Source organism: Acinetobacter sp. 40AMC3-4, from assembly GCF_049898185.1.
Classification (GTDB): domain Bacteria; phylum Pseudomonadota; class Gammaproteobacteria; order Pseudomonadales; family Moraxellaceae; genus Acinetobacter.
In genome coordinates, this window is the sequence record NZ_JAFCXG010000002.1 from 74,547 (window position 1) to 93,335 (window position 18,789).

An 18,789-nucleotide genomic window follows, 5' to 3' on the forward strand; every position below is an offset into this window, starting at 1 on the left:
ATGACAATTCATGTCGCACTGCCCTAGTGCAGGAGCTAGTTTTTTGGCATGATGCAAATAGTGGATCACTGAATAATGATAAATGACTCAAATGCGTTGGTTAGAACTGCTTTCGACAGTTCGGATTGGTAGTAAAAAGCAGAGCACTGAACTGGCACGAAGCCCGTTTCATAAAGATTATGACCGTATTATTTTTTCGCAAAGCTTCCGGCAGTTAAACCGCAAAACCCAAGTCCATCCATTGACCCAGCATGATGGCATTCATACCCGTTTAACCCACTCACTGGAAGTCTCCTGTATTGGCCGTTCACTCGGTATGCTGGCTGCAGAGAAAATCAAAGATAATTTACCTGCCTGGATTTCTCCGGCTGATGTTGGCGCCATCATTCAGGCTGCCTGTCTGGCACATGATATTGGCAACCCGCCTTTTGGTCATGCCGGTGAATACGCCATTCGGGAATGGTTTGACGATGCATCACATACCGACTTTTTAAAAGATTTGAGTCCTGAACAGGAAGCCGATGTACGCCAGTTTGAAGGCAATGCCCAAGGCCTGCGCCTGCTGACCAAGATCGATTACCATCCCTATGATGGCGGCATGCGCCTGACTTATGCCACACTTGGTGCCTATCTTAAATACCCATGGCTCTCTGAGGCCATTGACCCGACTGGTAACACCCCGGCCAGTCGACGTCCAAAATTTGGTTGTTACCAGTCTGAAAAAGAGATTTTGCAGGAAATTGCTGAACAGTTGGGTTTGATTCAGCTCGGTGAATATCATTATTGTCGTCATCCGCTGACCTATCTTTTAGAAGCTGCGGATGATATCTGTTATGCCCTGATTGATCTGGAAGATGGTATTAGCCTGAATATGCTCAGTTATGCCGAAGTCGAGCCAGTTTTCCTGAACTTGCTGGGTGAATATGGCACGCCTGAAGAAATCAATCTGCCTAATACCACCTGGCAACAAAAAATTGCCGCCTTACGTGGCCGGGTCATGAAACGTCTGGTAGATGAAGTCACCACGGCCTTTGCCCGACATCAGCAGGAAATTCTAATGGGCCAACTGCAAGGCTCATTGCTGGGTTATTGCAGTGCCGACATTGAGATTGGCATTAACCGGGCCAAAGAACTGGCGCGAGACAAGATCTTCGAACATCCGCAAAAAGCCGGTCTGGAAATTATCGCGCATCAAAGTTTACAAACGATTCTGGATGCCTTTATTCCACTGACCACGCCGCACAAAACTTTAAGCTTTAAAGAACAGCGTTTAATGGCCATTTTAAAACGTTCGGGTGCGCAGTTTAGTGCTGATCATTATGACAACATTATGCAGGTGCTGGATATTGTCTCCAAGTTTTCTGATCATCAGGCCTATAATCTGGCGCAGGAACTGCATGGCAATAAAGCCGGGTTACTCTAATGCGAACGAACGCTTGATGATAATCTCAGCAAAATCACTGGATTTGAATGATAGAGTTTTGCCTTTATCGAAAATGCTGACTACTATGCCTGTATTAAATTTGAGTATGTATAAAAAATGATTGGATGCCTGATTGGGGAAGTGCTGGCGCTGGAAGCACCGACTGTTTTATTAAATGTGAACGGCGTAGGTTATGAGATTGATACCCCTTTAACCACTTTCTGCCAGTTGCAAAAAGGTCAGAAAATTACTCTGTGGACCCATCTGGCTGTTCGTGAAGATGCCCAGTTACTTTATGGCTTTATCAATGCGCAGGAAAAAACCATTTTCCGTACCTTATTAAAGGTGAACGGCGTTGGTCCGAAAATGGCGCTTGGTATTCTTTCCACTTTAAGTGTGGAAATGCTGATCCACACCGTTGAACATGAAGATATCAACACTCTGGTCAAAGTTCCGGGGGTGGGTAAAAAGACTGCTGAACGCCTGATGATTGAATTGCGTGACCGCTTTAAAGCCATGGCTTCAGATGCTGCACCAAGCAACTCTACTGCACCACAGATTCAGTTTATGGGCAATTCAGCCGTGGCTGAAGCGGAAGCTGCATTACAATCTCTTGGCTATAAACCAATTGAAGCGCAGAAGCTAGTTAATGCCGCCAAAGGTGAATTTACAGAAGCCAGCGATATTATCCGCGCAGCGTTGAAGTCGATGAATAAATAGAGATGATATCCAAGTTACAGGATAAAGTCTGATACGCGTAAAAGTCATTCGCAACTGTTTGAGGCAGGAGACATTTATAGTTAAATATTTCTGCGATATATTCGATAAGAATCAATATTCGACGAGTTTTGCGAATGACGGTGGTTTTGCTTACTTTTGCCGAAACAAAAGTAAGGCGAACCGCAGGTTAATACTCAGATATAAATCTGATTGGAAAGACTCTGCAAAAATTCAATTCCTCGCCTAGGCGAAAATCTTAGGATTCAGATCCATATTTGAGGCCGTGTCAAAATTACCAGCTCAAAGGATCACTAAAACATTGGTATATAAACGTTATGCAAGACCGTCTCATCAGTGGTTCTGAAAAACCCGAAGATCATTTTGATCGTGCCATCCGCCCGACTTCCCTCGATGACTATATCGGTCAGCCGGTGGTCCGCGAGCAAATGGAAATTTTCATTGGTGCAGCCCGTGGCCGTGAAGAAGCCCTCGATCACACCCTGATCTTTGGCCCACCAGGTCTGGGTAAAACGACATTGGCCAATATTATTGCCCGAGAAATGGGTGGCAATCTCAAGTCAACTTCTGGCCCGGTACTAGAACGTGCTGGTGATTTGGCAGCGATGCTAACGAATCTGGAAGAAGGCGATGTCCTGTTTATTGACGAGATTCACCGTCTTTCACCCGTGATTGAAGAAATCCTGTATCCGGCGATGGAAGATTATCAACTCGATATCATGATTGGTGAAGGCCCTGCTGCGCGCTCGATTAAACTGGATTTACCTCCATTTACCTTGGTAGCAGCCACCACACGTGCCGGTCTACTCACCTCTCCGCTGCGTGACCGTTTCGGAATCGTACAGCGTTTAGAGTTTTATTCGGTTGAAGATTTAACCCACATTGTCAAACGTTCAGCCAACTTGATGGATGTACCGATGACTGGAGATGGCGCAAAAGAAATTGCCCGTCGCTCACGAGGTACACCGCGTATTGCTAACCGATTGTTACGTCGAGTTCGTGATTACGCTCAGGTCAAAGGAACGGGGGAAATCAATCAGGATATGGCCCAACGTGCTTTGGACATGCTCAAAGTCGATAAAGATGGTTTAGACACACTCGATCGTCGTTACTTGTCAATGTTGCTTGAGCGTTTTGATGGTGGTCCTGCTGGCGTAGAAGCCTTGGCAGCAGCCATGGCAGAAGATTCTGGTACGTTGGAGGATGTCATTGAGCCTTACCTGATTCAGCAAGGTTATGTAATGCGAACTGCACGTGGTCGTATTGCCACCAATATGGCGTATTTGCAGTTTGGGATGGCACCGCCTGAGCCAAAATAGAAGTAATTTAAAAAAAGCAGCTTAGGCTGCTTTTTTCATACAGTTAATTAAGTTCCTTTCTAAATCATATTTAATTTTCTTGCTGTCTATAAATAAATCCTGAACATTTTTAAAAGAATTCGTACTGTTAATTTCTTTAACTAATGAAAATATTCGGGTTTCAATTTCATCAATTTTATTTATTAAATCAGCATCAACTTCCAATAAATTCAATGAAAATGAAAGTTCAGCAATATTTAACCTAATTTGCTCAAATATTTCGTCTAAAAGCACTATTTCAGAACAAGCCCATGAATCGGCATCATACTTATACGCATTATTTTTTTGCTTTTCTTGCAAAATATACTGATTAATCATCCCATATTTATAGGACCAATTACTAAGTAGAAGAACTAATTTAGATGAATTTTCAGAAACTTTATCTAATCCTTTTTTGATAAATGCTATATGAATTTCTAGCATTCTCTGGGATTCTTGGCTGTTAATAAGTTTCTGATTAGATATAATTTGAGTCTCTGTTGACTTTCTTACAATATATACTGTTATTAAAAACCCTATAAAACTAATTATACCTGATACAAAAATTGAAGCTGCCACTACCCAATCTGTCGAATGTTGCACATCTAAATACACTTTCTGATCTTTTGGCTGCTGTAAAACCACAGCTTGAGTTTGTTGTTCTTGCACGTTTCCCCACATATTTTAATTTGATTATTTATTTCTTACATACTAAACAGTTTCAGCCGCTTACAAAAGAAAAAGCCAACTGACCATGTCTAAATCAGTTGGCAAAAGCACAAACCTATTTTTCTAAGTTTTATTCAAAAATTATTTCGCGTCTTTTTTAAACTCCTTAAAATCCGCTTTACGAATCATGGCATGAATACCTTTGGTTCGATCGACCACTTGTGACACTTCAAAGTCAGTCGCAGCACTTAAGTAGGCATAAGCAATTTCTTCAGAAATGCCATATTCATTGACCAGAAAACGGATCGCTTCACGGGTGGATTTACGCATGGCTTCATCTAAGTCTTCATCCAGACCCGGCGTAATCCAGAATTCAGCATTTTCAGCCAGCGGCTGTTTAATCTCTGCACCTGGAATTTTATCCTTGCCAGATTTAAGTAAAGTGAATTTTAAAGTCGCACGTGCCGAACCTTCCAAGGCAGTTAAAGCCACCTCACCATCACCTTGTACAAAGTGACTATCACCTGTATAGAACAAAGCACCTGGCACCTGTACAGGATAATAGGCCGTAGCCCCTGCTCCTAATTCATTGATGTCGATATTCCCGCCATAAAATGATGGTGGCACAGAATGCACAGGCTCGCTGGTATTTGGTGCAACACCCATCGTGCCCATAAACGGATTAAGCGGGAAACGAATCGCTTTACCAGATTCAGTTTTTAAAACGCCTTCCCATACGCCATCAGCATTTTTCTCAATTGGGGTAAAAATGGACACATTGCCATAAGCCTCAGGATTGGCTGGAGATGCATGCTCATGTTTCTGACATTTCGGGAATTCGGGTAAAGTACCTTTGCCATGACGGTTTGAAATCACGCCATAAGGTACACGCGGTTCAACTTTTAAAATCTCCACCTTTAGAATATCGCCCGGCATCGCCCCTTCTACATAGACAGGCCCGGTAATAATGTGTGGTCCATCTTTATGGAAATCATGTTTTAATTTGGAATTTGTGATCAGCTTGGCTTCGTCCAATACATGTTCAGGCTTGACACCTTTTGATGTGAAATATTTCTCTGCATTGCGGCCCTGATCTTCTAGCAACCCTTCATGCGAAACTGTATCGAAAGTAACTGTGCTACCTGAAGGGATAGTCAAAACAGGTTTTGCATCTTTATTTGGCAGATAACCCCACGTAATCGTATTCAAGGTACTCGGCACATAATAATGACCTTTATATTCACCACTTTTGAGTAATGTTGGTTTATTTTCCAGCTGTTTCAGTATCTTAAACTCTTCAGCCCATAGGCTTGTCGAAATAAAACTTAAGCTTGAAGCCACTGCCAGAGATAAAGCCAAAGGTTTTAACATGTGTTTAATTTCCGTCATAAAAAATATTACGGAAGAGTGAATGCAATCTAAGTGCCAAAATTATTTGAAGAGGTTTAAAAAATCTTCACTTCATCCGAGTTATTGATATAAATGGAATCGTTTTTTCTTTTCCCCGATCCTTTTTCATGTGGTAATTTTTATCATTCTCATACCTTATAAATATAAAAAATCAATTTAGATACATATTTTTACAATGCAAAAGAACAAATAAAGCTCTTTGAGAACAGCTATTAACATCTAGAATACCTTTAAAGTATCAAAAAATACTTAGAGAGTTTTGATCGAAATTAGATCAGTATGCCATCCTAAAGAATCACTTTAACCATTTCAAATTCTTAAGGTTCTCCCGAAGTATGAATATGTATAAGCAGATATCCCTTTGTCTCCCTCTTCTTTTCTGCAGCCAATTCAGCCTGGCTGACTGGATTGATGATTCTGTACACGCTGCTGAAGCACACACCATCAAATTACGCCAGCATATCCACCAGCATCCTGAACTAGGCAACATGGAATTCAAAACCTCGGAGCTGGTCCAGAAAGAATTAAAATCCTACGGCATTGAAGTACGTAAAGGCTATGCCAAAACCGGTGTAATCGGTGTATTAAAAGGTGCAAAACCCGGCCCTGTGATGGCCTTACGTGCAGATATGGATGCCTTGCCAATTAAGGAAACAGCACCGGTGTCTTTTGCCAGCAAACAAAAAGCCATTTATCAAGGCAAAGAATCTTATGTGATGCATGCCTGTGGACATGATGCACATACTGCGATGTTATTGGGTGCAGCCAAAGTTCTGGCCGCCAATAAAGATAAAATTGCGGGGACAGTGGTATTCGTATTCCAGCCGGCTGAAGAAGGCGGTGCAGATATCGATAACTTCACTCATGGCGATCAGATTGGCTCACGCAAAATGATTGCCGACGGTGCCTTGAACAATCCAAAACCTGAAGTGATTTTCGGGATGCATGTCATGGCAGGCATGCCAAGTGGCAATATCTTCTACAAAGATGGTGCGATTTTGAATAGTGCCGATCATTTACGTATTCAGGTGAATGGCAGTCAGGTACATGGCTCCATGCCTTGGGCAGGTAAAGACCCGATTTATGCCTCTGCCCAGATGGTGACCAATTTACAAAGCCTGATCAGCCGTAAAGCCGACCTGACCAAAGGGATGGGTGTGGTCAGTATTGGCAGTATTCAGGGCGGCACTACCGGTAACGTCATTCCAGATCAGGTCAATATGGTCGGGACTATTCGTTCCAATAGTGAAGATGTACGTCAGGGCATTTTAAAAGACTTGCCGAAAATGCTGGAACACAATGCCGCAGCCAATGACGTTAAGGTGAAAGTCGAAATTGCACCTTATGCACCAGTGACCACCAATGATAAAACCTTGACTGAATTGATGCGCCCAACCTTGGCGAGCGTGCATGATGAAGATAAATTGCATGTTTTAGACAACAATGCCAGCGCCAGTGAAGATTTTGCTTATTATGGCCAGCTCATGCCATCGCTCTTCGTTTTTGTTGGTGCCACACCAGCAGATCAGGATCCGGCAAAAGCCGCACCGAATCACAACCCGAATTTCATTGTCGATGATGCGACCTTGAAAACCGGTGTCGAAAGCCATGTCCGTTTTATTCTGGACTATCCAAAAGTAGCTGAGCAGGTTCAGGCCAACTGGAAACAGAAAAATAAAGGCTAATCTTCTATTACTAAAAATGCGCGGCTCCAAGGACTCGCGCATTTTAGTATCTGCTGCTGTTTTATAAATGAGCTGTTAAGCGCTCAGTACTTCATCTTAGTGACTTCTCTCCAGATTTGACACCTTGTGCCATTGGTCTCAAGACTCACAATGCTAAACTTTGAACCGCTAAATTGCTTGACTGTTGGCAGGAATCCGGCAAACTCTAATCCCTTTCCTGCATCTAAAAACAAGCAAAAATTTCGAAAATCTGCATGGAACAAAACTATGGCGAATCACTTTGAATTCAATATCCGCGTTTATATTGAAGATACTGATGCGGGTGGCATTGTCTATCACGCCAATCATATTCGCTATATGGAACGTACCCGTACCGAATGGTTACGTGCCGCTGGAGTGAGCCATTACTGGCATCAGACAGACTACAATTTTGTGGTGCATAAAATTAATGTCAAATACATGCGTCCGATCCTGATGGATGATTTAATTACTGTTACGGCACGTGTCATTTCATGTAAAGCTTCATCATTTGTATTGCAACAAAATATTTATCGTGGTGAAATCATGCTTGCATCAGGTGAAGTTGAGTTGGCATGTATCAGTGCAGAGATGCGACCACGTCGACTCCCGGATGAAATCCGCGAACTAATTCAAAAAGAATTGGAACAAGACTAAAAAAATTTATTGGCACACGTAACAACTATGGCGACTCAGTTAGAATCATCTCTTCAAGTTTCAGATCTTATTTTACAAGCAAGCCCTGTCGTACAACTGGTGATGCTTTCTCTCCTGTTAGCCTCAATATATAGCTGGTATCTGATTGCCAGGCTCTATATGAGTTATAAAAAAGCCCAGGCCGATGATGAACATTTCCAGAAAATCTTCTGGTCTGGCGCTGAGTTAAATACTCTGTATAACAATGCACAACTCAATTCTAAACGTACCGGCCTTGAAGATATTTTCTATCAGAGTCTGGGCGAGTTCCTGAAATTGAAAAAACGCCATGCGCCAACTGCCCAGTCGATTGAAGGAACAGAGCGTATTTTGCGTGTCGGTTTAAGCCGTGACCAAGGTCATCTGGAACAAGGTCTGGGCGCTTTGGCAAGTATTGGTTCGGTCGCGCCTTATGTCGGTCTGTTCGGTACAGTCTGGGGCATCATGAACGCCTTTATTGGCCTGGCAGATGTTGATCAGGTGACTTTGGCGACGGTCGCACCCGGTATTGCCGAAGCCTTGATTGCAACTGCGATTGGTCTGTTCGCAGCCATTCCAGCTGTATTGGCTTTCAACCATTTTACGGCCAAAGGTGAAACGGTCTACTCTGACCGTGCGCTGTTTGCTGAAGAAATGGTGGCGCTATTACAACGTCAGTCTGTGGGCGTAACTCAGGACAAAGACTAATGGCGATTCAAGGTTCAGGACGCTTTCAGCGTATTAAAAAGCCACTAAAAAGTGACATGAATGTGGTGCCGTATATCGATGTCATGCTGGTACTGCTGGTAATCTTTATGGTCACTGCCCCGATGATTACCAGCGGCATTAAGGTTGACTTGCCTCAGGCCAATGGATTGCCGATCGAATCCAAGGACGCCCCCACCATCGTCACACTGAAAGAAGATGGTTCATATTATCTAGAATATAAAAATCAGGCGACTGGCCCAGTCACATTGGAAGAATTGACGCGTACGCTTGTTGATGCCCAAACCCAGGCGCAAAATGACAACAAGGTGCTGAATGTCGTAATCAATGGCCACAATACTCGTCCTTATGGCGATGTCATGGCCTTGATGTCCAGCCTGCAGGATGCTGGCCTTTCTCAAGTCGGTTTACTGACCAAGCCATTAGAATAAAGTATGAAAGACTATAAAAAGCCACCATTTCAGAAAAAAGCCATCGCACTTGGATTCACCTTAGGCATCCATGCAGTGGCTTTGGTGGGCTTACTTTATCTGGGCATGAGTAATCCCCCTGAACCGCCAAAACAGATCAAAACCGTTCTGATCAAGCCAGAAGACCTTAAACCGGTGACTCGCGAAGAAACCGAATTTGAGGAAACTGCACATAAAAATGTCGCAGAAGAAATTACCCAGACTGCTGAACCCAGTATAGAACCTGCTCCAGTGGTTCCAACGACGGCGCCTGCCACACCTCCTGCTCCACCTGCACCTAAAGTCGATACACAAAAAGCCCAGCAGGAACTGAAAGCGGCAGAGGCAGCACAAGCCAAGGCTGCGCAGCAAGCAGCGGAAGCAGCAAAACGTGCCCAAGCCGCTGAACAGGCCAAACAAGCAGCAGCCAAAGCCAAAGCGGATGCAGCGCAAAAATCAAAGGCGGAAGCCGAAGCTGCACGTCAAGCTGAACTAAATGCACAGCGCAAAGCCGATGCTGCTCAAAAAGCCAAACTGGAAGCACAGAAAAAAGCTGACTTAGCTGCCAAGCAAAAAGCGGATGCTGCCACAAAAGCCAAAGCAGAGGCTGATGCTAAACGTAAGGCTGAAGCTGCTGCTAAAGCAAAGGCAGATGCGGCAGCAAAAGCCAATAATGATGCAGCGGCGAAACGTAAAGCAGACGCTGATGCGAAAGCTAAAGCAGACGCGGCAGCCAAGGCTAAAAATGATGCAGAGGCGAAACGCAAAGCGGACGCTGATGCGAAAGCTAAAGCAGACGCGGCAGCCAAGGCTAAAAATGATGCAGAGGCGAAACGCAAAGCGGACGCTGATGCGAAAGCTAAAGCCGATGCAGCGGCTAAAGCAAAAGCCGACGCTGATGCCAAACGCAAGGCAGATGCCGATGCTAAGGCCAAATCTGATGCAGATGCCAAGCGCAAAGCAGATGCCGAAGCAAAAGCCAGAGCTGATGCAGATGCCAAAGCTTCAGCCGCGAAACAGGCTGCTGAAGAAGCTGCACAGAAAAAAGCGGAATCAAAACGGATTGCATCCACTGCGAAGCGCGATTTTGAAAACAAAATCAAACGCGCCTGGGATACACCAGTCGGATCATCAGGCCAGCGTGCCACTGCACGTGTAACCCTGAATGATAATGGCGGTGTGGTCTCGGTCATTGTGAATTCAAGTGATTCAGACATGAAAGCCAGTGTAGAAGCTGCAGTCCGTGCTGCAGCACCTTATCCAATGCCATCCGATCCAGATGCACGCCGTGAAGCACGAAGCTTTACTTCAACCTTTACTGCGCAATAAAAACGGAGCCATCACATAAATAATATTGTGATGGCTTTTATTTTTTAAGCTAAACTTCACTTTAAATTGATTAAATAACATTCACTTTTCACAGTGTCATAACAGTTTGGTCATAAATTCATGGTTTTATTCTATTAAATCCATGCGATGATGTAGCCCAAGCACCTATACAATAAATCCGTTGATTTGAGTAAATAACGAATGATGGAAAAGACTCGCAAACATCTACTCTGCCTCGCAATCATTAGCACTTTAAGCCCTGTATTCGCAACCCAGTCCTATGCCCAATTGCATCTGGAAATTACCAAGGCACCTGAGGCAGCACCTAAAATTGCCGTTGTACCTTTCAGCCAGGATCAGAGCATTTATCCTATTGTGGAAAATGACCTGAATCGTTCTGGCCGCTTTACCAGTGCTTCAAAAAACCTGCCTGCAACAGCGACATTGAATAATCCGAATGCAGAAGCTTGGGCATCGGCTGGTGTTCCCTATGTGGTCACCGGTTCATCCAAGGCCACAGCCGATGGTTCTTTTGAAATCCAGTATCAGCTCTATGATGTCGAAAAAAAACAATATCTATTAAATGAATTGCTGACTGTTCCAGCCTCACGCACCCGTCAGGCAGCGCATATGATCAGTGATGCCATCTATCAGGCATTGACCGGCATTCCAGGTGACTTTAGCGGACGTATTGCCTATGTGCTGCGTAATCCTGCTACGCCGGAACAGCGCTATACCTTGCAGATTGCCGATACCGATGGTGAACAGCCAAAGACCATTTTGACCTCACGTGATCCAATCCTTTCTCCAGCATGGACACCAGATGCCAAAAAAATCGCTTATGTGTCCTTTGAAACCAAACGCCCGGCGATTTATGTACAGGATCTGGCGACCGGACAACGTGAAAAACTGGCCAGCTTCCGCGGCTTGAATGGTGCGCCGAGCTTCTCTCCAGATGGCAAGAGCATGCTGTTTACTGCTTCTATGCACGGCAATCCGGAAATCTACCAGATGAATCTGGAAACGCGTCAGCTACAACGTATGACCAATGACAGTGCCATTGATACTGAAGCACGTTATTCACCAGATGGAAAATCTTTTATTTTCACTTCTGACCGTGGCGGTTCTCCACAAATTTACCGCCATGATCTTGAATCAAGTAGCAATAAACGCCTGACCTTCCGTGGTGCATTCAACGCGCGCGGCACGCTGAGCGCAGATGGTAAAAAACTTGCATTAGTTCATCGTCCAAGCGGCAGTAACTATCGAGTTGCGGTTCAGGACATGACCTCCGGTGTGAACAATATTCTGACGCCAACGACGCTGGACGAATCGCCGAGCTTCTCACCAAATGGCCAGATGGTGGTCTATGCCACCCGTGAAGGTGCACGCGGACTCTTGTCGATCATGTCGCTGGATGGCCGCTTCCGTATGAATTTACCAAGTGAAACGGGTGAAGTCCGTGAACCGGCTTGGGCGCCAAAATAAGATTTTTATATTGATAAACCCTTTACCCCATAATCAAACTTCATGGAGATGAAGATGAACAAAGTAAAATTATTTGCCTTGCCACTTTTAGCAGCAGCTGTTGTCATGACAGGTTGTGCGAGCCGTAAGCCTGCCGCTGAAGTTCAAACGGGCGGTTTAGATACGACCGGTACAACAACTGTGAATACTCAAGGTCTGAGTGAAGATGCAGCACTGAATGCACAAAACATGGCAGGTGCTTCTGCAAAAGGTGTTACTGCAGAAAATAAAGCATTCTTGGCAAAACGCGTGGTGCATTTTGACTATGACAGTACTGAACTCAGCAATGAAGATCTAAATACGCTGCAAGCCCATGCGCAATTCCTGATGGCCAATGCCAATTCACGTGTAGCACTCACCGGCCATACCGATGAACGCGGTACCCGTGAATACAACATGGCACTTGGCGAGCGTCGTGCCAAAGCAGTAGAAAGCTTCTTGGTGACGACTGGTGTTAATCCTGGTCAACTAGAAGCAGTTAGCTATGGCAAGGAAATGCCAATCAATGCGGGCCATGACGAAAATGCCTGGAAAGAAAACCGCCGTGTAGAAATTAATTATGAAGCGGTACCACCATTGTTGAAATAATTTTCATTCATGATGGTTTCATCAAATAAAAAGCACTCAATCATGAGTGCTTTTTATTTGCTTCAATGAAAGAATCGGTCTACTTGGGAAGCTGATCTTGTTCAGCCGGATGCATCGATTCGATCAGGTCATGTTTATTGAATTGTTTGTACTCTGGTTTTGCTTCATAATCCCGCCAGGCTTCTTTCATCTTGTCTTCAGAGATATCATCTAAAGTAATGCCTTCGCTTGGCGTTGGAGTCGCATCAAACTTCAATGTTGTCATATCTGTGCTCCTATTCTCAATTTTCCTTTGTCTTCAACATAGCACTTTCCGCAGGAGTTGCAAGGGCAAAATCGATACAAATAATCCAGTTTAATTTTTCTTTTAGTACGTTCTCATCTAAAATATAGCCGCATATCGTTTTGATCATTTTTTCCCGATTTAAGTTTTGGAGTTTCCCCTATGTCATACCGCACTTTATCCCAGTTTTTACAACAACAAAGCGGGAATCTCACACCTGAACTTGCACAAGTTATTGAAACGATTGCAAACACTTGCAAAGACATTGATCAATTACTGCAAAAAGGTGCTTTAGCGGGTGTATTGGGAAGTGCACAGCATGAAAACGTTCAAGGCGAAGAGCAAAAGAAACTGGATGTCATTTCCAATGATTATCTGATTGAGGCTTTACAGCAACACCCGAATGTCGGTGGTTTGGCCTCAGAAGAACTGGATGAATTCACCCCTGCACAAGAAAATGGTCAATTTCTGGTCTTGTTCGACCCACTCGATGGTTCAAGTAATATCGATATCAATATGTGTGTGGGTACGATTTTCTCGATTCTTCCTGCGAAAAATGCCGTGACTCAGGCCGAAGACTTTATGCAAGCCGGTGTCAATCAAGTGGCTGCAGGTTATGTACTGTATGGTCCATCGACCATGATGGCATTGACTGTCGGTGCAGGCGTAGTGTTCTTTACCTTTGACCCGGAAACTCAAGAATTCCTGCTAACTTCTGAAGCGATTCAAGTCGCTGCAGATACCAAAGAATATGCGATCAATGCCTCGAATCAACGCCACTGGGAAGCACCAGTACAACGTTATATCGATGAATTATTGGCAGGCAAAACCGGTCCTCGTGAAAAAGATTTCAATATGCGCTGGGTTGCCTGTATGGTGGGCGATATTCACCGTATTCTTTGTCGTAGCGGTATCTTCATGTATCCATACGACTTTAAAGATCCGGCTAAAGCTGGTCGTCTGCGTTTAATGTATGAAGCCAACCCAATGAGTATGCTCATGGAGCAGGCTGGCGGCGCATCCACCACAGGCCGTGTCCGTATTCTGGAGATCGAACCAACTGATCTACATCAACGTGTGCCAGTGATTATCGGTTCTAAAAACGAAGTTGATCTTGTGACCAGCTATCATAACTAATTTTTTATAGCGGTAGCCGATATTGAATCGGCTACCGTGGATTATATCTCCCATGCCAACTTTTTTTCTTGATTCAAAAGACAATCCAAAAATTAAACACTTACGTGGTTTGATTGAACAAAACACCTATCGTAAAAAACAGGGGCAAACTGTGCTGGAAGGCACGCATCTGTCTCTCGCCTGGCTGCATGAAAACCGTAAAATTGATTCGATTTTTACCACTGAACATGCACTTTCGCATCCTGATTTCGAGAAAATTCTCGCAAAATACACAGGGATGGTCTTTGTTTTAAGCGAATCTTTATACAAAGATTTAAGCACCTTAGGAACGTCTTTAGCCTGTTTAGCTGTGGTCACTTTACCAACAGCAAATTATGCATTGGATTTTAAAGCAGACACTTTGATTCTGGAAAATGTACAGGATCCGGGTAATGTAGGCACCCTGCTTCGCTCTGCTGCTGCTGCCGGTATTGAACAGATTGTGTGTACCAAAGGTTCTGCATCGCTCTGGTCTCCACGCGTATTACGTGCCGGTATGGGTGCACATTTCACGCTGCAAACCTTTGAAAATATTGCGCTTGAACAAATTCTTGAGCAATTTCAAATCCCTGTCTATGTAACCAGCTCACACCGTGCTGAAAGCCTGTATTCAAAAGACTTACGTAAACCTTGCGTGTGGATTCTGGGTAATGAAGGCCAAGGCGTGTCTGATTATGCGATGCAACATGCTGAAGCCGTTAGCATTCCGCAACCTGGAGGTCAGGAATCACTGAATGTCGCAATTGCCGGTTCGATCTGTTTCTTTGAAATGGTACGTCAACGTATCTAATTAGGGATTTAGGTTACAGTGTTTTAATACGGCCCTGCCCGTGTATAAAATAGATTAAACTACAAAAATAATAAACTTAATTGTCAACCAAACCAGGATTCCCAACGTTATATGATTATGAACTTGGGAATAATGGTGGGTGTCCAATGACAGGATTTTCCATCTCTATGGATTTAGCACCAAAACAGTTGCAAACACACGATGTAAGTATTCTGAAGAGTACGGCTGAAGCACGTCTGAAGAATTTTATGCAGGATGTGACTGGGCGTGCCTTGGTGATGATGGAAAGTGCGACTCAAGGTCATCATGGTATTGCTATGGATCTGGTTCAGGAAGCTTTCATTTCCTTACACAAATCCTATGCAGAAAAAAGCACTGAAGAATGGTATCCCCTGTTTTATACCATTCTCAACAACAAGTTACAGGACTGGCGTCGTAAAGAGTCACGGCGTGGTCAAATGTTTTCATTTTTCAAAAAAGTCAGTCTCGATGATGACGAAATTGAATTTGATGATGTCGTCGATGAATCAACACCAACGCCGCTGGACTTTCTCTATCAGGCAGTCACTGCTGAAGAAATCCAGGAAGCGATTGCAAAATTGCCTGTGCGTCAGCAGCAGGCATTTATGCTCAGAGCCTGGGAAGGATTTGATACGCATACCACCGCACAAATTATGAACTGCACAGAAGGCAGTGTAAAAACCCATTATCACCGTGCTATCCAAGGCTTACGTGCCTCTTTAGCACATTTAAATCCATATCTGGGAGGGTCATCCGAATGAATCAAGATGATTTCTTAAAACAAGTAACTTCCAAACTTGATGGACTGGCACAACAACATAAAGACAAACCTGTTGTCATGCACCATGTTCTTGAAGAAATTCAGGATTCAAAACACTCACGCTTTGCATTTCTAAAAATGTCAGGTTTTGCTTTGGCAGCTGCGATTGCAGGCGTTGTGATATTACCAAATCTTTCGGACCATAACGAACCACAAACTCAAATGGTGTCAGTCCCAAAACTGTCTCCGCAAATGCTTGAAGATTTAGAAATGTTAATGGTTTTAGGTGAGGACAAAGTTCCACATGGCAGCTAAAAAATTGGCGATTGCTTTTTGTGCATTCAGTTTTCTGCAAACCAGCTTTGCAGGATTTGAACGTTTTTGGCTATTTTCCAAGGATGCGAATACCCAAGTAACTGATACTTGGGATAGTCTTTCTGATTCTGAACAATTGGCACTGATTAAACGTTACCAATCTCTAAAAGAAATCCCCGAACAACAACGTGTCAGCTTGCAGCAGCGTATGGACTGGTTTACTCAACTCCCTGATGCGGAAAAACAAAGAATGCGTGAGACTTGGCAAATGATGAGCAGTCAGGAACGCAAAGAACTGGGCGCACGTATGCAAAAAGCGTCTCCTGAGCAACGCCTTGCCATTCGCGAAGAATACATTCTCAAATATCAGCAAGTGACTCAGCAGCCTAACTCGCATTAAAAACTTAATATAAAAAAGCCTCCATATGGAGGCTTTTTTGATGTTTCAATCATATTTTATTTTCTTAAGCGGCGATAACCTACTAGTCCTAATAATCCTAGTAGCCCCCACATTCCAATTGCCCCACCACCACTTGAGGACGTATTCGTATTTTTAACTGTATTACGTAACAAGATTATCGCTTTTTCTGACATTTTTTCATCAGCATCGAAAATCGCATAATCCATGCTGTAATTTGCCTGGCTTAAATTATTTTTTACACTAAATGTCAGCTGTCCACCATAACAGGTCTGATTTTGATAGGTATCAGGACATGCTCCTTGTCGCTCTGCCTTCAGTGAAACTCCCGCAGGCAGCTTAACAATATGAATCGGGATCTCTTTTCCATCTTTATCTTGATAAAAAGCCGACTTTCCTGATGGTAGAGGCCCATCCCCATCATCACTATCATTTTCAAGCGGATTTACCGTCACTGTAAGATTATTCTCTGGACTAAGCCAATATTCATCATCTTTTGCAATCGGTGCAATGTTGTTAAAAGCTGCTCTTAAGAGGCCAGCACTGCTCGCACCTGTAGCCCGGTCTTTAAGGGTATAACTACAGAACTCCATATCAACCGAACTGGTCTGCTTACCATCAGTGCGATACATCATGATCCGGTTTAAATCAGGTTTCCACTCACATTTAAGATTTGGATCATTTGGATTTCCTTCCACAGTGGTCGAATTGCCTGTACCAACTAACTTACCAACACCTAAAGTTTTTACACTGACCTCATAATTTTGTGAATTTAAGGCTTTAATTTGAATCTTATCATTGGTTAGAGTTTCTTGAGGCATAGCCAAGATAAAAGGATTAATATAGATTGCACGATATTTCTGATATTGCTTGGTATATTTAAGCAAATCCTGATAACTTTTCAATTCTTCCTTTAAACCAGAAAGCTCATTTTCTGGAGTATTTTTATCAGCAATGATTTCTTCGAGATCATCTATATTCTCCTGATAAAAGTCATTGAGTTCTACCAAACTCTTATTTTGCAAGTCCGTAATATCGGCTGCAGTCAAACGTCGGATTTCAACTGAGCCGATCTCGCAGGTATTTTTTGCACTTGGATCAAATGTTAATGTGGATCCAATCACACGATCAATACCACGCTGGTCTTGTTCAATACAGCCACTCACCCCGATATCTACCAAATCCGTTGCGGTCTGATTATCACGCGGGTAATACAGCCCTAAATAGCGATTATCAATAGCAGGCTCAATATAATTTGTTAATAAACTGATGATTATATTGTTAGAGACATCAAGATTATTTGAAGTAGTATCTTCGTCTAATTCTGGCAATACGCAACGTGATGGCCCAGTCGTTTGAATTGCATTTCGAATTGTAGAAAATTCAACACGTTGTGCCTTGGTCGGATTTCCCTGATTTAAGGCATATTCACAAGACAGGCCTTGGTTAAAGGCTAAAATATTGAAATTAAAATACCTAAACCCGGTATTGTCATAAAATAAAGTAGATTGGGCTGTATTTTCAACAATAGTATTACTTAATGCAGTTAAACTGGAGAATTTACTGAGCGGACGATTAACTTCATTCGTCATACGCACAATATGTCCTGTGGTACTGGCAGTATTCTTCGCAATAGTAGAGTTAACAATTTCTACTGTGGCATAGCCACAAAAATCAATAATACTGTTAGCAGTGTCTGAACCATTTTTAACAATACTACTGGAATTAATTTTCACATTGGTTTGAGTTGTACCTAAATTTCCCTGACAATCCATCGCCAGAACACTACCATATGAACTCGCCTGATTTTTTTGAATCAAAGAATCCTGAATGACAATATTCCTTTCCGTATTCATTGCTACACTATAAATCGCACCACCTTCTGCAGCTGCTCGGGAATTTACTATTTCACTGGTATTAATACTTAAAGGCCCTGCTACATAAAAAGTACCGCCATTACCTTTATCCAAGGTATTTATTGCTGCATAGCCATCCTTTAAGATCAGATGATGAATTTCCAGACTGGATTGACTGGCCATACTATTAAATAATCTGGTTTTCCCCTGGCCCGAAATAGTACTTTTTAAAGCCTCCCGGGTTGGATATAACAGCGTAATCGGACTACGACTAGCATAGTTAAGCGGAGTTTTCCCATAAATTTTGAGCGCTGACTCTACGATCAGCTCTTTATCTAATTTGTACTCGCCTGCTTCAAGCTGAATCACATCTGCAGCTGAACCATCCAATCGAAGCGTACGTCCTACATTACATCCGCCATAAGATTTATCCAGTTTTGCAGTTTTAATGGCTTCTCGCAAAGAACAGGCATTATTATTCTCGCCATCTTCATCAGCAAAAGTAGTTACATATATCGTTTTATCTTCGGCTGCCATCAAACTCATGGCAGATAAAATCATGGCCGCAAGCAGTCCTTTTTTATAATTTTTCATGA

Annotated in this window: 19 protein-coding genes; 15 read left to right on the forward strand and 4 right to left on the reverse strand. The window is 43.2% G+C overall.

Going from position 1 to position 18,789, the window contains the following annotated elements; genetic code table 11:
* The first annotated feature begins 82 nt into the window (after positions 1 to 82).
* The 3 genes from ACP7BU_RS03050 to ruvB all read left to right on the forward strand — a co-directional run bounded on the left by ACP7BU_RS03050 (position 83) and on the right by ruvB (position 3,480).
* Positions 83 to 1,423, forward strand: a complete 1,341-nt coding sequence (locus tag ACP7BU_RS03050; protein ID WP_005103835.1) for a deoxyguanosinetriphosphate triphosphohydrolase — start codon at positions 83 to 85, stop codon at positions 1,421 to 1,423.
* 117 nt (positions 1,424 to 1,540) lie between these two features.
* Positions 1,541 to 2,143 carry a Holliday junction branch migration protein RuvA gene (gene ruvA, locus ACP7BU_RS03055; protein ID WP_004645662.1) on the forward strand — a complete coding sequence of 201 codons (603 nt, stop codon included), beginning with the start codon at positions 1,541 to 1,543 and terminating at the stop codon, positions 2,141 to 2,143.
* Between the two features lie 335 nt (positions 2,144 to 2,478).
* Positions 2,479 to 3,480 (forward strand): Holliday junction branch migration DNA helicase RuvB, encoded by a 1,002-nt coding sequence (ruvB, locus tag ACP7BU_RS03060; RefSeq protein ID WP_148334615.1) that lies wholly within the window; start codon positions 2,479 to 2,481, stop codon positions 3,478 to 3,480.
* A gap of 21 nt (positions 3,481 to 3,501) precedes the next feature.
* Here ruvB and ACP7BU_RS03065 read toward each other — a convergent pair whose 3' ends face one another.
* Together ACP7BU_RS03065 and ACP7BU_RS03070 are read right to left on the reverse strand one after the other, a co-directional pair.
* Positions 3,502 to 4,167 carry a hypothetical protein gene (locus ACP7BU_RS03065; RefSeq protein WP_425878893.1) on the reverse strand — a complete coding sequence of 222 codons (666 nt, stop codon included), beginning with the start codon at positions 4,165 to 4,167 and terminating at the stop codon, positions 3,502 to 3,504.
* 141 nt (positions 4,168 to 4,308) lie between these two features.
* Positions 4,309 to 5,538, reverse strand: coding sequence for an acetamidase/formamidase family protein (locus tag ACP7BU_RS03070; RefSeq protein ID WP_425878891.1), 1,230 nt, complete (start codon positions 5,536 to 5,538; stop codon positions 4,309 to 4,311).
* A 380-nt stretch (positions 5,539 to 5,918) separates the two neighbouring features.
* Between ACP7BU_RS03070 and ACP7BU_RS03075 the strand changes: the two genes are divergently transcribed.
* The 7 genes from ACP7BU_RS03075 to pal all read left to right on the forward strand — a co-directional run bounded on the left by ACP7BU_RS03075 (position 5,919) and on the right by pal (position 12,574).
* Entirely contained in the window at positions 5,919 to 7,262 is a 1,344-nt protein-coding gene (locus tag ACP7BU_RS03075; RefSeq protein WP_425878968.1) for an amidohydrolase, read from the forward strand.
* A 267-nt stretch (positions 7,263 to 7,529) separates the two neighbouring features.
* On the forward strand, positions 7,530 to 7,937 hold the full coding sequence (ybgC, locus tag ACP7BU_RS03080; RefSeq protein ID WP_004645668.1) for a tol-pal system-associated acyl-CoA thioesterase: 408 nt from the start codon (positions 7,530 to 7,532) through the stop codon (positions 7,935 to 7,937).
* 27 nt (positions 7,938 to 7,964) lie between these two features.
* Positions 7,965 to 8,663 (forward strand): protein TolQ, encoded by a 699-nt coding sequence (tolQ, locus tag ACP7BU_RS03085; protein WP_425878888.1) that lies wholly within the window; start codon positions 7,965 to 7,967, stop codon positions 8,661 to 8,663.
* Positions 8,663 to 9,112, forward strand: coding sequence for a protein TolR (gene tolR, locus ACP7BU_RS03090; RefSeq protein WP_005103851.1), 450 nt, complete (start codon positions 8,663 to 8,665; stop codon positions 9,110 to 9,112). The genes tolQ and tolR overlap by 1 nt, the downstream gene beginning before the upstream one ends.
* Before the next feature lie 3 nt (positions 9,113 to 9,115).
* Complete coding sequence (tolA, locus tag ACP7BU_RS03095; RefSeq protein WP_425878886.1) at positions 9,116 to 10,459, forward strand: cell envelope integrity protein TolA; 1,344 nt, start codon at positions 9,116 to 9,118, stop codon at positions 10,457 to 10,459.
* A gap of 204 nt (positions 10,460 to 10,663) precedes the next feature.
* Positions 10,664 to 11,947: a Tol-Pal system beta propeller repeat protein TolB gene (gene tolB, locus ACP7BU_RS03100; protein ID WP_425878966.1), complete on the forward strand. Its 1,284-nt coding sequence runs from the start codon at positions 10,664 to 10,666 to the stop codon at positions 11,945 to 11,947.
* A 54-nt stretch (positions 11,948 to 12,001) separates the two neighbouring features.
* Positions 12,002 to 12,574, forward strand: coding sequence for a peptidoglycan-associated lipoprotein Pal (gene pal / locus ACP7BU_RS03105; RefSeq protein ID WP_004279115.1), 573 nt, complete (start codon positions 12,002 to 12,004; stop codon positions 12,572 to 12,574).
* A 79-nt stretch (positions 12,575 to 12,653) separates the two neighbouring features.
* Here the strand turns inward: pal and ACP7BU_RS03110 are convergent, their stop codons facing one another.
* Entirely contained in the window at positions 12,654 to 12,839 is a 186-nt protein-coding gene (locus ACP7BU_RS03110; RefSeq protein WP_004645674.1) for an NF038105 family protein, read from the reverse strand.
* Positions 12,840 to 13,019: 180 nt separating this feature from the next.
* Between ACP7BU_RS03110 and ACP7BU_RS03115 the strand changes: the two genes are divergently transcribed.
* From ACP7BU_RS03115 to ACP7BU_RS03135, 5 genes are all read left to right on the forward strand, one after another.
* Positions 13,020 to 13,994: a class 1 fructose-bisphosphatase gene (locus ACP7BU_RS03115; protein WP_425878883.1), complete on the forward strand. Its 975-nt coding sequence runs from the start codon at positions 13,020 to 13,022 to the stop codon at positions 13,992 to 13,994.
* A 52-nt stretch (positions 13,995 to 14,046) separates the two neighbouring features.
* Positions 14,047 to 14,823, forward strand: a complete 777-nt coding sequence (locus ACP7BU_RS03120) for a TrmH family RNA methyltransferase (RefSeq protein ID WP_004279118.1) — start codon at positions 14,047 to 14,049, stop codon at positions 14,821 to 14,823.
* Positions 14,824 to 14,990: 167 nt separating this feature from the next.
* Positions 14,991 to 15,605: an RNA polymerase sigma factor gene (locus ACP7BU_RS03125; protein ID WP_425878880.1), complete on the forward strand. Its 615-nt coding sequence runs from the start codon at positions 14,991 to 14,993 to the stop codon at positions 15,603 to 15,605.
* Positions 15,602 to 15,919 (forward strand): hypothetical protein, encoded by a 318-nt coding sequence (locus tag ACP7BU_RS03130; protein WP_071850624.1) that lies wholly within the window; start codon positions 15,602 to 15,604, stop codon positions 15,917 to 15,919. The genes ACP7BU_RS03125 and ACP7BU_RS03130 overlap by 4 nt, the downstream gene beginning before the upstream one ends.
* On the forward strand, positions 15,909 to 16,319 hold the full coding sequence (locus ACP7BU_RS03135) for a DUF3106 domain-containing protein (RefSeq protein ID WP_005103857.1): 411 nt from the start codon (positions 15,909 to 15,911) through the stop codon (positions 16,317 to 16,319). The genes ACP7BU_RS03130 and ACP7BU_RS03135 overlap by 11 nt, the downstream gene beginning before the upstream one ends.
* A gap of 56 nt (positions 16,320 to 16,375) precedes the next feature.
* Here the strand turns inward: ACP7BU_RS03135 and ACP7BU_RS03140 are convergent, their stop codons facing one another.
* Positions 16,376 to 18,787: a CSLREA domain-containing protein gene (locus tag ACP7BU_RS03140; protein WP_425878878.1), complete on the reverse strand. Its 2,412-nt coding sequence runs from the start codon at positions 18,785 to 18,787 to the stop codon at positions 16,376 to 16,378.
* Between the last annotated feature and the right edge of the window lie 2 nt (positions 18,788 to 18,789).

Excerpts from the sequence above, each read along its gene's own strand:
- ACP7BU_RS03050 (WP_005103835.1), top strand. The coding sequence starts at position 83 with ATGACTCAAATGCGTTGGTTAGAACTGCTTTCGACAGTTCGGATTGGT.
- ruvA (WP_004645662.1), top strand. The coding sequence starts at position 1,541 with ATGATTGGATGCCTGATTGGGGAAGTGCTGGCGCTGGAAGCACCGACT.
- ruvB (WP_148334615.1), top strand. The coding sequence starts at position 2,479 with ATGCAAGACCGTCTCATCAGTGGTTCTGAAAAACCCGAAGATCATTTT.
- ACP7BU_RS03070 (WP_425878891.1), bottom strand. The coding sequence starts at position 5,538 with ATGTTAAAACCTTTGGCTTTATCTCTGGCAGTGGCTTCAAGCTTAAGT.
- ACP7BU_RS03075 (WP_425878968.1), top strand. The coding sequence starts at position 5,919 with ATGTATAAGCAGATATCCCTTTGTCTCCCTCTTCTTTTCTGCAGCCAA.
- ybgC (WP_004645668.1), top strand. The coding sequence starts at position 7,530 with ATGGCGAATCACTTTGAATTCAATATCCGCGTTTATATTGAAGATACT.
- tolQ (WP_425878888.1), top strand. The coding sequence starts at position 7,965 with ATGGCGACTCAGTTAGAATCATCTCTTCAAGTTTCAGATCTTATTTTA.
- tolR (WP_005103851.1), top strand. The coding sequence starts at position 8,663 with ATGGCGATTCAAGGTTCAGGACGCTTTCAGCGTATTAAAAAGCCACTA.
- tolA (WP_425878886.1), top strand. The coding sequence starts at position 9,116 with ATGAAAGACTATAAAAAGCCACCATTTCAGAAAAAAGCCATCGCACTT.
- tolB (WP_425878966.1), top strand. The coding sequence starts at position 10,664 with ATGGAAAAGACTCGCAAACATCTACTCTGCCTCGCAATCATTAGCACT.
- pal (WP_004279115.1), top strand. The coding sequence starts at position 12,002 with ATGAACAAAGTAAAATTATTTGCCTTGCCACTTTTAGCAGCAGCTGTT.
- ACP7BU_RS03110 (WP_004645674.1), bottom strand. The coding sequence starts at position 12,839 with ATGACAACATTGAAGTTTGATGCGACTCCAACGCCAAGCGAAGGCATT.
- ACP7BU_RS03115 (WP_425878883.1), top strand. The coding sequence starts at position 13,020 with ATGTCATACCGCACTTTATCCCAGTTTTTACAACAACAAAGCGGGAAT.
- ACP7BU_RS03120 (WP_004279118.1), top strand. The coding sequence starts at position 14,047 with ATGCCAACTTTTTTTCTTGATTCAAAAGACAATCCAAAAATTAAACAC.
- ACP7BU_RS03125 (WP_425878880.1), top strand. The coding sequence starts at position 14,991 with ATGGATTTAGCACCAAAACAGTTGCAAACACACGATGTAAGTATTCTG.
- ACP7BU_RS03130 (WP_071850624.1), top strand. The coding sequence starts at position 15,602 with ATGAATCAAGATGATTTCTTAAAACAAGTAACTTCCAAACTTGATGGA.
- ACP7BU_RS03135 (WP_005103857.1), top strand. The coding sequence starts at position 15,909 with ATGGCAGCTAAAAAATTGGCGATTGCTTTTTGTGCATTCAGTTTTCTG.
- ACP7BU_RS03140 (WP_425878878.1), bottom strand. The coding sequence starts at position 18,787 with ATGAAAAATTATAAAAAAGGACTGCTTGCGGCCATGATTTTATCTGCC.